Origin of the sequence: Halorubrum sp. CSM-61, assembly GCF_003781945.1 — an archaeon.
Lineage (GTDB): Archaea > Halobacteriota > Halobacteria > Halobacteriales > Haloferacaceae > Halorubrum.
Map to the genome: position 1 here is coordinate 241977 of NZ_RJJW01000004.1, position 14228 is coordinate 256204.

At 65.7% G+C, this 14228-nt stretch carries 13 protein-coding genes; 5 read left to right on the plus strand and 8 right to left on the minus strand.

The window, feature by feature from the left end; translation table 11 throughout:
* Window positions 1–104: 104 nt before the first annotated feature.
* From ileS to EDM04_RS09145, 5 genes are all read right to left on the minus strand, one after another.
* A complete protein-coding gene (gene ileS, locus EDM04_RS09125; RefSeq protein WP_123621324.1) occupies window positions 105–3257 on the minus strand; it encodes an isoleucine--tRNA ligase in 3153 nt (1050 codons plus the stop codon).
* 167 nt (window positions 3258–3424) lie between these two features.
* Entirely contained in the window at window positions 3425–3937 is a 513-nt protein-coding gene (locus EDM04_RS09130) for a DUF371 domain-containing protein (protein ID WP_123621326.1), read from the minus strand.
* Between the two features lie 64 nt (window positions 3938–4001).
* Entirely contained in the window at window positions 4002–4832 is an 831-nt protein-coding gene (locus EDM04_RS09135) for an amidohydrolase family protein (RefSeq protein WP_123621328.1), read from the minus strand.
* Window positions 4833–4931: 99 nt separating this feature from the next.
* A complete protein-coding gene (locus tag EDM04_RS09140) occupies window positions 4932–6119 on the minus strand; it encodes a redox-regulated ATPase YchF (protein WP_123621330.1) in 1188 nt (395 codons plus the stop codon).
* A 478-nt stretch (window positions 6120–6597) separates the two neighbouring features.
* Window positions 6598–7236 (minus strand): IS6 family transposase, encoded by a 639-nt coding sequence (locus EDM04_RS09145; RefSeq protein ID WP_123620025.1) that lies wholly within the window; start codon window positions 7234–7236, stop codon window positions 6598–6600.
* Window positions 7237–7329: 93 nt separating this feature from the next.
* Here EDM04_RS09145 and EDM04_RS09150 point away from each other — a divergent pair, with 93 nt between their 5' ends.
* Window positions 7330–7548 carry a hypothetical protein gene (locus EDM04_RS09150; protein WP_123621332.1) on the plus strand — a complete coding sequence of 73 codons (219 nt, stop codon included), beginning with the start codon at window positions 7330–7332 and terminating at the stop codon, window positions 7546–7548.
* Between the two features lie 240 nt (window positions 7549–7788).
* On the opposite strand, the gene EDM04_RS09155 is transcribed toward EDM04_RS09150, so the two are convergent.
* Window positions 7789–8898, minus strand: a complete 1110-nt coding sequence (locus tag EDM04_RS09155) for a GTP-binding protein (protein ID WP_123621334.1) — start codon at window positions 8896–8898, stop codon at window positions 7789–7791.
* A gap of 209 nt (window positions 8899–9107) precedes the next feature.
* On the opposite strand from EDM04_RS09155, the gene EDM04_RS09160 reads away from it, so the two are divergent.
* Complete coding sequence (locus EDM04_RS09160; RefSeq protein WP_123621336.1) at window positions 9108–9308, plus strand: hypothetical protein; 201 nt, start codon at window positions 9108–9110, stop codon at window positions 9306–9308.
* Between the two features lie 148 nt (window positions 9309–9456).
* On the opposite strand, the gene EDM04_RS09165 is transcribed toward EDM04_RS09160, so the two are convergent.
* Window positions 9457–9909 (minus strand): hypothetical protein, encoded by a 453-nt coding sequence (locus EDM04_RS09165; protein WP_123621338.1) that lies wholly within the window; start codon window positions 9907–9909, stop codon window positions 9457–9459.
* A 231-nt stretch (window positions 9910–10140) separates the two neighbouring features.
* Between EDM04_RS09165 and coxB the strand changes: the two genes are divergently transcribed.
* Window positions 10141–10932, plus strand: a complete 792-nt coding sequence (gene coxB / locus EDM04_RS09170) for a cytochrome c oxidase subunit II (protein ID WP_123621340.1) — start codon at window positions 10141–10143, stop codon at window positions 10930–10932.
* A complete protein-coding gene (locus EDM04_RS09175) occupies window positions 10929–13427 on the plus strand; it encodes a cbb3-type cytochrome c oxidase subunit I (protein WP_123621342.1) in 2499 nt (832 codons plus the stop codon). The genes coxB and EDM04_RS09175 overlap by 4 nt, the downstream gene beginning before the upstream one ends.
* Window positions 13428–13466: 39 nt before the next feature.
* Here the strand turns inward: EDM04_RS09175 and EDM04_RS09180 are convergent, their stop codons facing one another.
* Complete coding sequence (locus tag EDM04_RS09180) at window positions 13467–13952, minus strand: zinc ribbon domain-containing protein (protein ID WP_123621344.1); 486 nt, start codon at window positions 13950–13952, stop codon at window positions 13467–13469.
* A 79-nt stretch (window positions 13953–14031) separates the two neighbouring features.
* On the opposite strand from EDM04_RS09180, the gene EDM04_RS18505 reads away from it, so the two are divergent.
* The gene (locus EDM04_RS18505) at window positions 14032–14178 is read left to right on the plus strand and encodes a hypothetical protein (RefSeq protein ID WP_164471111.1); all 147 of its coding nucleotides are present in this window, start codon (window positions 14032–14034) and stop codon (window positions 14176–14178) included.
* The last annotated feature ends 50 nt before the right edge of the window (window positions 14179–14228 follow it).

Genomic DNA, 14228 nt, shown 5'->3' on the forward strand with positions numbered 1-14228 from the left:
ACGAGAATAGTAAAAACGATCAGTTACGCTTCGGTTCGACGTCTGACGCTTCCCTGCATCCACGGATCGCCGCGCGATTCCCCGCGACGATCTCGGTCAGATAGTCACGCGACCGGTTCGATCCCGATCGTGACCGCGACGCCCTCGACCTCCCACTCCTCGACGAGGCCGCCGTCGGCGTCCGCGGCGTCGCTCGGGTCGTCGATCCACGCGTCGGCGCGCACCTCGCCGGCGATCAGGTCGGCGTGGTCGTCGACGAACTCGGCGATCCGGTCGTCGTCGACCGCGACGCCGACGCGGATCCGGGCCTCCACGTCCAGGTCGAGCTCCTTGCGCATCTCCTGGATCCGGCGGATCACGTCGCGGGCGTACCCCTCGGACTCGATCTCGGGAGTCAGCGAGGTGTCCACGTAGACGGCGCCGCCGTCGAAGTCGGCCCCGGAGACGTGTTCCGGCGGCTCCGCGACGTACTCGACCATCTCGTCGTCGAGGTCGACGGGCTCGCCGTCGACGGTCACCTCGCCGCCCTCGACCGCGGCGCGGGGCGCGCCCTGCACCGCCTCCATCACCTTCTGGGCGTCGGCGCCGAAGGCGGGGCCGATCGCGCCCATCTGCGGTTCGGCCGTCTCCACGAGCTCGTCGAACGCGTCGGTGACGGTCACCTCGCGGGCGTTGACGCGCTCGGCGATGAGCGCCGAGAGCCGGTCGACCGCGGCGGTCACGTCCTCGTCGTCGCTCTCGACGACCACGCGCGGCACGGGCCAGCGGAGCTTGCGGCCGGCCTGCTGGCGCGCGTTCGCGGCGGCCTCCTCCACGTCGCGGAGGACGGTCACGTCGCGTTCGAGCTGCGGGTCACGGAGGTCGTCGTCGGGTTCGGGGTAGTCGAGCTGGTGGACGGTCGTGGCCTCGCCGTCCAGCGTCTGGTACATGCGCTCGGTCATGTACGGCGCGATCGGCGCGAGCAGGCGGGTCGTCTCGTCGAGGACGGTCGCGAGCGTCGCGTAGGCGCCGCGCTTGGAGGCGGAGTCGGACTCCTCCCACATGCGGTCGCGGACCGCCTTCACGTAGAACCGCGACACGTCCTGCGTGACGAACTCGATGACGGCGTTGACGGCGTCGCTGACGCGGTAGTCGGCCCACGCCTCCTCGACCTCCGTCTCCACGGACTGGAGCCGCGAGAGGACCCACTCGTCGACGAGCTCGAGCTCGCCGTCCGAGAGGTCGGCCTCGGCGGGGTCGTAGCCGTCGAGGTCCATGTACTCCAGCGGGAAGCGGAACACGTTCCAGAGGATGTTGAGCTTCCCCTGCAGCTCGCCGAGGCCGTCCCACTCGAACGCGAGGTCGACGCCCTGCTGGTCGTGGCTGAGCAGGTAGGTGCGCAGCGGGTCGCGGCCGGCGCGCTCGATCGCCTCCTCGGGCGTGACGATGTTGCCGACGGACTTGGACATCTTGCGACCGTTCTCGTCGTTGGCGAACCCGTGCATGAGGACCTCCTCGTAGGGGACCTGGTCCACCGCGGCGGTTCCCATCCCGAGCTGCGACCAGAACCAGCCGCGGGTCTGGTCGTGCGCCTCGACGATGAAGTCGGCGGGCCACAGCTCGTCGTGGGCCGCCTCGTCACTCGGATAGCCGAGCGTGCCCCAGCTGGCGACCGAGGAGTCGAGCCACACGTCGAACACGTCCTCGACGCGGCGGTAGGTGGTCCCGTCCTCGACGACGGTGAGATCGTCGACGGCGGGCCGGTGGAGGTCGATCGTCTCCGGGTCGACGTCCTCCTCGACGCGATCGGCGAGCTCCTCGCGGGTGCCGATCACGATCATGTCCTCGTCGAGGTTGCCCGCTTCGGCGTCTTCCGGCACCCAGATCGGGATCGGGATCCCCCAGTAACGCTGGCGGGAGACGTTCCAGTCGGGGGCGTCCTGAATGAAGTCGCGGAACCGGTTGTCGCGCGCCCACTGCGGGTGCCACTCCGACTCCTCCATGTTGTCGAGGAGGTCCTCCTTCACGTCCGTGATCGAGATGAACCACTGGTCGGTGACAAGCTGGATGATCCCGGTGTCACACCGCCAGCAGTGGCCGTAGCTGTGCTCGACGGTGCCGTGCGCGAGCATGTGGCCGTCGGCGACGAGGTCGTCGACGATGTCGTCGTTGGCGTCGCGCACGAACTGGCCCGCGTACTCCCCGGCGGCCTCGGCGAACTCGCCGTTGGGGCCGACCGGACAGTAGATCTCGAGTCCGAGCTCGGTGCCGCGGTGGAAGTCCTCTTCCCCGTGGCCCGGCGCGGAGTGGACCAGTCCGGTGCGGTCGGCCTCCACGTAGTCGGCGGCGTACACCCGTCCCGCGCCCTCGAAGTCCGGGTACTCGGCGACGCGGTCGGCGAGCGGATGGTCGTACGCCCAGCCGACGAGCTCGTCGCCCGTCAGCTCGGCCTCGACCTCGTACCCCTCGTAGCGGCCCTCCTGGAGCACGTCCTCGACGCACTCCGCGGCGACGTAGAGGAGCTCCTCCTCGCCGCCCTTCTCGGCGCGGACCGCGTTGTAGGTGAGGTCCTCGTCGACGGCGACGAAGGTGTTGGCGGGGATCGTCCACGGCGTCGTCGTCCAGATGACGAGGCTCCCCTCGCGGTCCGCGAGCGGGAACTTCACGTAGATCGAGGGGTCCTCGACGTCCTCGTACTCGACCTCGTTGTTGGCGAGTCCCGTCTCACAGCGCGGGCACTGCGAGACGGAGCGTTTCCCCTGCTCGACGAGCCCGTTGTCGGCGACCTCGGAGAACGCCCACCAGGCGGCCTCCATGTACTCGGGGTCGATCGTCTCGTAGGGGTTCTCCCAGTCCATCCACACGCCGATGGACTTGAAGTCCTCGTCCATCGCCGCGCGGTTCTCCAGGGCGAACTCCTTGCACTTCTCGATGAACGGCTCCATCCCGTACTCCTCGATGTCCCGCTTGTTCTCGAAGCCGAGCTCCTCCTCGACTTTCACCTCGATCGGGAGCCCGTGCATGTCGTAGCCCGGGCGGTCGGTGACGCGGTGGCCGGTCATCCGCTTGTGGCGGAGGATCGCGTCCTTCAGCGTCTTGTTCCACGCCGTGCCGAGGTGCATCTGGCCGGAGGTGTACGGCGGGCCGTCCACGAAGAAGAAGGGCGGGTCGTCGGCGTGCGCCTCCTTCGCCGCCTCGTAGGCGTCCATCTCGTCCCAGTACTCGTCGACCCCGGACTCGACGTCCGCGGGCGCGTACTGGTCGTCGATCTCGTCCATACGGATCGGTCTTGGTGCGGATATTTGAATACGACGGAGTTACGTGCCTGAGTCAGCGACCTCTGTGACACGGATTGGCAGGGGGTGCGGTGAACGGCTCGAACGGGCGGTCGATCCCGTGCGATCTCGATGTTCTCGCTCGTGTATGCCGTTTCGAGACGCTCACATCATTCGGCGGGGTCGACTTCCAACCGCAGCGTCAGGGGCGCGCCCGCCGCGAGCGCGGCCACGAGGTCGCGGTCGAGGTCCGCGGCGGCCCCGTCGCCGTCGACGAAGACGGTGCGCTCGTCGTCGGTGTAGTCGCTGGTCCGACCGACCATCGACCGGTCGTCGAGGAGCGCGAGGCCGGGGTCGCCGCGGCCGACGATCTCGTCGACGTGGGACGGATCCTTGAGACCGACCGCGTCGTCACCCGGCTCGCCGACCGCGAACGTCGCCGTGATCGTCGCGTCCGCGGCCTGGCACGCCTCGCGGAACTCGGGGGCGAAGTCGCGGGGCGCGCGGTCGGCCTCGACGCCGACGATGCAGTCGCCCGCGGGGGTGAGCCAGTCGTCGGTCGTGAGCTCGACGGTGCTCGCGTGCTCGGCGGTGACGTGCTCGTGGCCGACCGCGCGGACGACCTCGACGAAGGGGTCGTCGTCGACGAGGGAGTCGTCGCTCTCGGCGTCTGCGTCGCTCATTGTCGTCCGGTCGGCGGCGGCGCGACAAGTGGCTACCGTCTCGGGCCGGGCGGACGGCGACGGCTCAGACGTCGGCGCCCTCGGCGAGGGCGGGGATCAGCCGGGCGGGGTTCTTGGCGAACACGCGGCGCATCAGGTCCTCGGAGACGTCGAGGGTGAGCACCTCCATCACGCCGACGTTCGGGTGCACGTCGGGCGCGCCGGAACCGAAGAGGACGCGGTCCGGGTGCTCTAAGACGCCGCGTTCGAGCACCTCGCGGTACCGCACGGCGCTCGTCTCGACGTACAGCCGGTCGTACTCCTCCAACAGGTCGAGCGTCTCGTTCATCAGATCCGCGTCGAGGGGGTAGCCGCCGAAGCTGGCGAGCACGACCGGCATGTCGTACCCGAGCAGCTCGCGCTCGACCGCCTCCGGCGGGAACTCCCTGCCGGCGTGGACGATCACCGGGAGGTCGGCGTCCTCCAGCCGGGTGAGCACGTCCTCGTTCGGGAGCCCGTCCGCGTGCGGGACGAGGGTGAACCCGTGGAACCGGTCGTCGTAGGAGTACTGCTCGACGTCGTCGGGGCGGGCGTGGTGATCGTCGCGCTCGGCGCGGAGGTTCCGGACCGCGGAGACGGGGCCGCTTCCCGGGTCTCGGGGGCCGTTGAGGCGGGCGAACGCGACGAACGGGCGGTCGATCGAGAGCCGCGCCACCGCGTTGTTCGCCCGGAGGTAGCTCCGACCGGGCGCGCGCCGGCCCGGGCTCGCGACCGCGCGAACGACGCCGGCCTGCAGCATTTCGCGTTCCAACAGCTCGGGGGAGACGTCCCGGCCGTGGGTCGCGACCGACGACTCGTCGGGGTCGAGCGTCGCCCGCGTGTCGACGATCCGGAAGTCGTGTTCGAGCCCGAGCATCTACCGGTCCCTCTCAGCGGATCCGCATGTGCCTGTCGGTCTCACACTCGCCTCTCGACGCCGTCTTCGTCCGCCCTCGTCCGGTCCCCGTCCATTCCCTCACGGCCCCGCGGTCGAGACGATCTTCACCACGTCACCCTCCGAGAGCTCGTGGCCCTCGCCGATCCGACGTGAAGAGCGCGCGTCGACCGCGTGGAGGTACCCCTCGCCGATGTCGGTGTGGACCGCGTACGCCAGGTCCGGCGGGGTCGCCCCCGAGGGGAGGAGAAAGGCGTCGGGAAGGACGGTCCCGGTCCCGTCCGTCCACTTGGAGGCGTCCTGTACCGGGTAGACCGTGATCCGGTCGAGTAGGTCGTAGACCGCCGCGTTCAGCGCGGTCTGGACCCCCGTCCCGCCGTGTTCGGCCATCGCGTCGCGGATCGCCTCCAGCCCCTCGCGCTGCCCCTCCGAGACGTCGCCGACCACGTCGAACCCCTCGTCGCCCGGGTCGTAGTCGACGACGCCGGCCTCGGCGGCGCGGCGCAGCGCGAGCTCGCCGTCGGCCGTGGCCGGGACCACCGGCTTGTCCGTCCCCTCGCGGAGCCGGTCGATCGCGCCCTCGGGCGCGGCGTCGACCTTGTTGGCGACGACGACGATCGGCTTGGTCCGGCGCCGGATCGCCCGCGCGAGCGCCTCGCGGTCGTCGTCGGTCCACGTCTTCGGGTCGTCGGGGTACTCCAGATCGCGGAGGACCGCCGTCACGTCGTGCTCCGTCGCGCCGAAGCCGGTCAGCAGGTCGGTGACCGCCGCCTCCAGGTCGAAGTCGGGCGAGCGGGACTGGCGCTCGACGCCCTCCCAGTTGCGGTCGACGATCCCCGCGAGCCACAGGTCCATCTCCTCCTCGATGAAGTCCACGTCGTCGAGGGGGTCGTGCGCCCCCACCTCTACGGGTTCGCCCTCCGCGTTCGTCGCCCCCGAGGCGTCGACGACGTTGAGAACAACGTCGGCGTTGGTCAGCTCGTCGAGGAACTGGTTGCCGAGGCCCTTCCCCTCGTGGGCGCCCGGAACCAGTCCGGCCACGTCGAGGAGCTCGACGGGGACGTACCGCTTCCCGTCGCGGCAGTTCTCGTTGCCGCACCGCTCGTCCCGGTCGAGACAGGGGCACTCGGTGCGGACGTGGGTCACCCCGCGGTTGGCGTCTATCGTCGTGAACGGGTAGTTCGCCACGTCGACGTCGGCCATCGTGGCGGCGGTGTAGAAGGTGGACTTGCCAGCGTTCGGCTTGCCCGCCAGCGCGACCGTGATCATGGTGGTGCGTCGCGGCCGCGCGAAAAGCGCCTTTCGGTCGGTCGCGAGGACACGGTGGGGAGATAAATGACATCAAGCGATGTGGTGGCGCGTGCGAGGTCGCCGGCAGCGAAGCCGCCGGCTGCTAGAGGGACCTTCGGTCCCTCGCTGGAGTCGGTGGTCCGGAGCGAAGCGGAGGGCCACCCACGAGGCTGGGGAGGCGTGAGGCTGCGGTGCTGTGCGGAGTGGGACTCAAAGGGGCAGCCGTGAGGACGAAGCACGCCGCAGCGAGGGAGCGAACGAAGTGAGCGACCGAGTGAGGCGCGCAACAAGATACGCGAGTCCTCACGGCTGGGGCTTTGGAGGTGTTCGTCTCCGTTTGGGCCCTGTCGAAATCCTATTTTCAGACATGTTCTCGTCTGAACAGTCGGTCGCTGAAGCCTGCGTATTGTTCCTTTCTTCCAGACATATCGGACTATCTTGTCTTTGCTCGGTCGCGTTAAGTTTGGCGTGAATTGTGGTAGACTGCGAGGGCTTCGAGCCAATTTTGAGCTGTCTCGAACGCGACATTGCTGAAACTATTYGCAAACGATGATGTTCGTCTTTCTATTTCCCAAAAGACACGTTCGATGGCATTCCGATTTCCATGTCGAATCACTTRAAATCGATAGCCGTCTTCAGCGAGGACTGAGCCGAGATAGTCTGCGTCATCGACGAGAAATTCGACGTTGTTGAGCTGATAKCGCCGGTGTAGCTCGGTGAGAAACCATCGCGTCGTCTGTTTGTTTGCGGTCGGATAGAGACTTACGTGAAGGATCTCGTTCGTCTGTGGATCAACCGCGCCGTACAGCCAGAACTTCTGGCCGTGGAGGCGGATCATCTTTTCATCAACCGCGAGTTGATCCTCGGAGACGGTCGAGATCGGCTGTAGATCGGCTTTATGAACCCAGTGATGGATAGCGACATGACTGCGATCGATCCCRAACCTTTCGAGATGATTACTTACCTCGCGTAGTGACATACCGGCCAAATGACAGCGGATCCCTACTTCAATCGCCCAGCGCGGCGTTCGATCTCGCTCCACAAACGACAAGTCGATCCAGGCGATACGTTCGCTGAGGCGGTCGAATTCTGTCATAGACACTCAGAAATCGTCCGCCTCATCCTCTAACTTAACGCGACCCTTTGCTCGACACCGGATTTTATATTAGATGGTTGTGAAATCGCAGACATGAATAAAGAAGTTAGTGGAAACCAAGTGACTGCTATTGCGGCCGGTCTCATCGGTGTGGGGATGATCGGTTATCCACTTGTATTTGCCTCCGACGAAATGTGGTCAATTTATTCAATCATCATCGGAGCATTATTGATCATTACATCTGCGGTTGTTTTCTTTTCCGACTCTGTGCCGCAAGAAGACCACATCTACAATCGTGGTGGCGGAGTCTGATCACTCAATATGAACGTCTAGTTTTCAGTGGCAAGGTTCTCGCATAATGCCGGTTGATCTGTGAATATCCTGTACTGAGCGATTCGTGAGCTCCTGTACTGATGGGATACAGTTCAGAACGTATCGCCTGCTGAGGATTTCAACAGACCTCCGTCCGTTGTCAGCTCGTCATCTGAGAACGGTGAACGCGTCAGAGAGAGAGAGAACAACTGCTCTACCGCTGCGGTCAGCTCACAGATTCTATTTTCGAGCGACGATTCGGAGCACGTCCTCGTCGGCCAGCTCGTGCCCCTTCCCGACCTGCTGATCGTCGTGTTTGGCGCTCGATCCCGACACCCGCGCGAACTTGAACCGCTCCTCGAACTCGCCGCCGATCTTCGTACAGGCGTCGCCGACCGTGTCGCCCTCGAACAGGACCAGCGGCTCCTCGTAGTCGACGCCGCGGCCCGGCTTGTCCATGTATATCCGAATGAGCCCGAGCTCCTTCCAGAGCCGGTCTTTGAGCCCGTCGAGGCCCAGTTCCTTCTCGGCGGAGATGAAGAGCACGTCGTCGGGGTCGAGGTCGCGCTCGCGGAGCTCCGCTTTGACGGTCGGGAGGTAGTCCTTGTCGATGAGGTCCGCCTTGTTGACGGTGACCATCGAGGGGAGGTACTCGCGGTTGTCCATCACGGCGTCGACCAGCTCGTCGATCGTGAGGTCGTGGGGGATCGTCACCTTCGCGTTGACGTAGCCGTACTCCCGGAGGACCTGCTTGACGGTGTTCTCGTCGAGGCTCACGTCGTCGCTCATGGTCACCCCGATCCCGTCCTTGTGGGTCTTCCGGATGTTGATGTTCGGCGGCTCCGTGTCGAGGCGGATGTTGGTGTTGTACAGCTCCTCGCTCAGTCGATCGTACTGCTCGATCTCGAACACCGAGAGGACGTACACCACGAGGTCCGCGGTCCGGACGACGGAGAGCACCTCCTTCCCGCCCCCGCGCCCGCCCGCCGCGCCCTCGATCAGCCCGGGCACGTCGAGGATCTGGATGTTCGCGCCGCGGTACTGCAGCATGCCGGGGTTGACGTCGAGGGTCGTGAACTCGTAGGAGCCGACCTCGCTGTCGGCGTTGGTGAGGGCGTTGATGAGGGTGGACTTCCCCACGCTCGGGAACCCGACCAAGGCGACCGTGGCGTCCCCGTGCTTCTCGACCGCGTAGCCGTGGCCGCCGCCGGCGGAGGACTGGTTCTCCAGCTTCTCCTTTTTCTCCGCGAGCTTCGCCTTCAGCCGCCCGATGTGTGCCTCGGTGGACTTGTTGTAGGGCGTCTCGGCGATCTCCTCGCGGAGGTCCTCGATCTCTTCCTCCAGTCCCATTGGCGTACAGTCGGCCGTTCGTCTCGTTAAAGGTGTTCCTTCCGCCTCGCGGCCGAGATCCTCCCGCGTCCGCGAACCGGTTCGCGGTGCCCGACCACCGCTCGGAGCGCGACGGACCCCAGACAGACGCTCGTCTCCGACGGATCGGACCCGATTCGGCAATCTTTCGACACGATTAAGCCGACCTGCCGCGACGGGCGACACGTCGAATGCCCGATCCGTCGAGTCTCCGTGACAGCACGCAGATCGTCCTTCCGTGTCGCGCGCTCGACGGCCTGCGAGACGGCGTCTGCGATCGGTTCACCGTGACGGTGGTCGAGCGCGACGACCACTGCCGGATCATCGGGAGTCCCGTGGAGATCAAGGCCGCGAGCGACTTCCTCGCCCGGAACGGCGTCGCCGTCGCCTGACCGGTTCGTGGCGAGGGGTTCTGAGAAGAACCGTTCCGGCGAAACGCCGACGCGCGTCGAATCCGGGCGCTTTCACCGGCGCCGATAGACTCTCTGCAGGCCGAGAAGATCGCGGCCGTGTCCCACCGTCACGTTCTACTCGGCCGAGCTACCCGACGAGCCCGACGAGCAGCTCGACCGCGATGACCACGAGGAAGACGAGTCCCGACGCGAACGACCCGGCAGCGACGCCGTGGGCGTTCCCGAGACCGCGGCCGCGAGCGCCGAAGTAGGCGCCGAGGAAGACGAATCCGGTCAGGAGAAGCCCGACGGCGACGTACGTGAGGTTGAGGAGGGTCCCAGAGAGTCCCTCCGACAGTCCGAAGCTACCGACCGCGAGGACCGCGAGCGCGCCGACGCCGACCGCGATGGCGACGAAGGAGACGGCCCACGTCACCGGTTTCCGGGCGACGTCGCCGAGGGTCCCGACGATCGCGTCGTACCTGCTGGCCGATTCGACGCCGGGAGCGCTGCGTTGCCCGCCGATCCGCGCGACGGCGACGAAGGTGGCCACGACGAGCAGCCCCATCAGTGCCGTGCTCAAGAGCGTGAGTGAGACCATGGTGAGTTCGTTGTTAGGCGGTCCGTTCCCGCGTACAAATAGCCTTCGTATGTTCGCCCGATCGGCCGTCGATCGATTCGCTTCTCTCACCGCGTCGTGATTCCCAGGAACCGGCTGACATACCTTCTCCGAAAGCGACTCCTTCGCGTCCTTCCGTGGGGCGCTTCTCGGCCGGTACACAAGAGCTAAGTGCGCCTTCACTAAGGTGGGTACAAGAGCAGAGAGACGAACATGATAGAGTCACTTATCCTGCAACAGGGGAGCGGCTGGCGCGCCCAGGCGGAGGTATTCGACGAGATATTCTTCGTCTTCCTCGCGTTGGGGACCCTCGTCGGAACCATCGTCGTCGCGTACACGCTGTGGAACGTGTACAAGTACCGCGACGACGGTGACGAGCCGAAGGAGGGCTTCGACGCGCCGGAGGTCGGCGAGCTCCCGACGGGACAGGGCGGTCCGAAAGCAAAGAAGCTCTTCCTGTCGTTCGGGTTGAGCGCGATCGTCGTCATCAGCCTCGTCGTGTACGCGTACGGGATCCTCCTCTACGTCGAGGAAGGGCCGGACTCCGACGGGGACAACATCGAGATCACGGTCGAGGGGTACCAGTACGGCTGGGACTACGAGTACCCGAACGGTCACACCGAGACCGGTGAGATGATCGTTCCCGCCGACACCCGGATCGACATCGCGGTGACGTCACGGGACGTGTGGCACAACTTCGGCTCGTCGGAGTTACGGATAAAAACCGACGCCATCCCCGGAGACACCAACACCAACTGGTTCTCCGTGAGTTCCGAAGAGGTCCAAGCGCAGGGCGGCGAGGCGACGTACCGAGTCGAGTGCTTCGAGCTCTGCGGCCCCGGGCACTCCGCGATGAAGGGGCAGATCACCGTCATTCCGCAAGACGAGTGGGAGGCGTGGTACGAGGACACGGGAAGTGACGACTCCCCTAGCGGCAACGAATCTGCCAGCGGCAACACCTCTGCCAGCATCGGTGGTTCCACCGCCGGAGGTGTCCCCGCATGAGTGAGCTTCCGCCGACGACCTCCGTCAAGCGCTGGTTCGTCACGACGAACCACAAGGACATCGGCATTCTGTACACGATCACCGCGCTGTTCTTCCTGCTGTTCGGTGGTGTCCTTGCGCTGCTGATCCGCATGCAGCTGTGGGACCCGACGAGCCAGATCCTCTCCGGGCTGGCCTACAACGAGGCCGTTACCGCGCACGGGCTGATCATGGTGTTCTGGTTCCTCTCGCCGTTCGGGTTCGGCTTCGCGAACTACTTCGTGCCCCTACAGATCGGGGCCGACGACCTCGCGTTCCCGCGCCTGAACGCGCTGTCCTACTGGATGTACCTGTTCTCCGGCATCCTGCTGGGGATCAGCTTCTTCCAGGGCGGGACGCTCGACGCCGGGTGGACGATGTACGCCCCGCTCAACATTCCGATGTACACGCCGAGCATCGGGTCGACCGGGGCGGTGCTCGCGCTGTTCATGTTCGTCGTCGGCATCACGGCGTCGACGGTGAACTTCCTCACGTCCATCCACCACTCGCGCGCCGAAGGGATGGGGATCATGGACATGCCGATGTTCACGTGGTCCATCCTCGCGACGGTGTGGATGATGCTGTTCGCGTTCGCGGCGCTTTTGGCGGTCGGACTCATCCTCGCGTCCGACCGCGTGCTCGGGAGCGTGTACTTCTCGGCCACTGAGGGCGGCTCCCTGCTGTGGGGCCACCTCTTCTGGTTCTTCGGTCACCCCGAGGTGTACATCGTCTTCTTCCCGGCGCTCGGCGTAATGCTTGAGCTGTTCCAGACGTTCTCCGGGCGGCGGCTCGTCGGCCGGAAGTGGGTGATCATCTCCATCTGTTTGATCTCCGTCCAGTCGTTCCTCGTGTGGATGCACCACATGTTCCTGACGACGATCAACCTGGAGATCAAGACGCTGATGATGGCGACCACCATCGGGATCTCGCTGCCCTTCGACCTCGTGGTGTTCTCGCTGATCTACACCCTCATCAAGGGTCGCATCCAGTTCACGACGCCGTTCCTCTTCGCGTTCGGGGCGCTGCTGCTGTTCATCCTCGGGGGCATCACCGGGGTGTTCCTCGGCGCGATCGTGCTCGACTACGAGTTCCGCGGCACTTACTGGGTGGTCGCGCACTTCCACTACGTGATGTTCGGCGGCGCGACGGCGCTGTTCGGCGGGGCCTACTACTGGTTCCCGAAGGTGACCGGGAAGATGTACGACGAGCTGCTCGGCAAGATCCACTTCGTCGTCTTCTTCATCGGGTTCAACGCCGTCTACTTCTCGATGTTCCTCGGCTGGGAGACTCCCCGCCGGGTGTTCGAGTACAACCCCGAGTTCCAGATCTACCACCAGTTCGGGACGATCGGGGCGTTCGTCCTCGGCTTCTCCTTTTTCATCATGTTCTACAACTTCGCGAAGTCCTACGTCTCCGGCGAGCCCGCCGGCGACAACCCGTGGGACTACTCGCGGACCGCGGAGTGGGCGATCTCCTCGCCCCCGCCGCTCGAGAACTGGCCGAATCGCCCCTCGTACGCCTCCGGAAAGCTCGAGTTCGTGAAGGACTACGTGCCTGACGGCGGCCCGGCGGTGAAGGCTGACGCCGACGGCAACGCCGCAACCGACGGCGGCGACAGCCACGAAGAGCACATCTCGGAGTACCCGTACTGGGACAAGCACCCGAGCCACGCGAGCATCTGGCCGTTCGCGCTCTCGCTGGCGCTCGGCATCATGCTGCTCGGCCTCTCGGGGTTCAACGAGTCGCTGTCGTTCGCCGTCGGCGATTCGCTCGCGGCGACGACGATGACGGTGTCGAACCCCGTGTACCCGATACTCGTCGTCGTCGGCCTGATCGGACTGATCGGGTCCGGCGTGAAATGGGGCCTAGAAGACTTCTACGCCCCGCCCAGCGAGTTCGCCGAGCGGTGGCCCTTCGAGGGCGTCGAGAAGGTGAAACTGGGAATGTGGTTCTTCCTCGCGTCCGACGTGATCGTCTTCGGCGCGTTCCTCTCCGCGGCCATCTTCGTCCGGTACAACGCCGGCTGGATGACGTGGGAGCCGCTGACGGAGTCGCTTCCCGGCCTCATCAACACGTTCGTGCTGATCACCTCCTCGTTCACGGTGATTCTCGCGCTAGTGGCCGCTCACCGGAAGAGCCGGCAGGGGCTGCTCGCCTCGCTCGGCGCGACGATCGCGTTCGGATTCGTGTTCCTCGGGATCAAGATGTGGGAGTGGCACCACGAGATCTACGACGTTGGTGTCCGCCTCGCGCAGAACCCGTACGGCGACCCGGTCCAGGCGTCGATCTACTACGTGACGACCGGCCTCCACGGGATCCACGTGGTGATCGGTCTGGTGATCGCCATCTTCCTGTGGGTCCGGGCGTATCAGGGCCACTACTTGGACGACGAGCGGCCGATCGAGTACTTCGGCCTCTACTGGCACTTCGTCGACATCGTCTGGGTGTTCATCTTCCCGCTGTTCTACCTCTTCTGAGGGAACGGCGGCCCCGGTTCGATTTTTTCGAACGATCCGTCACTCGCCGAGCGACTCGGCGCACCACTGACAGAAATCCAGCGACGCGTCCGTGTCGCGGCCACAGTGCGGACACGAGACGCTTTCGGTGGTCGAGTCCGCTTCCGGTTCGGACGGTTCGGGCTCGCGATCGTTCCACGCGGTCTCCTCGTCCTCGGACGGCGACGCGTCCTCTGTGGGTCCGACTGACGACGACTGTCGCTCGTACGCTCGGTTGTTCCGGACGGCGAGGACGTACGCGTCGACGACGCTGGCGGCGACAGCGACGAGCGCCGGGGCGATCTCGGCGATCGGTGGACGCTCGCCGGCGACCACCCGATCGACGGCGGCGTCGGGAACGGCGAACACGAGCGTCGCCGTGATCACCGCGTACCACCCGAAGGCACGGGCCCATCGCCTGAGGTAGGCGTGCCCGAGTCCGGACACCACGAGCGCTAACAGGGCCGCGAGCCACGGTCGTCGGCGACTGAGATCGGGATCGCTCATGTCGGCGGGAACGGGCGCCAGTGCCGAGAAACCATCCCTTCCTCGGAGCGTTTATGTGTCCGAGACGCCGACTCGGGGTATGCTCGGAATCCCCGCCGGAGAGTTCCTGACCGGGGTCGGATTCGCGGTGCTCGGGGTCGGAACGTGGTTCCTCGGACTCGGGGTCGCGTACCTGCTGTACCGGCGGTGGCGCGGCGACGGGCCCCGCGCGAGGCGCGACGATTGAGTCACTCGTCCCGTTCCGGTTCGATCATCCTTTTGAAGATCCTGAACCGA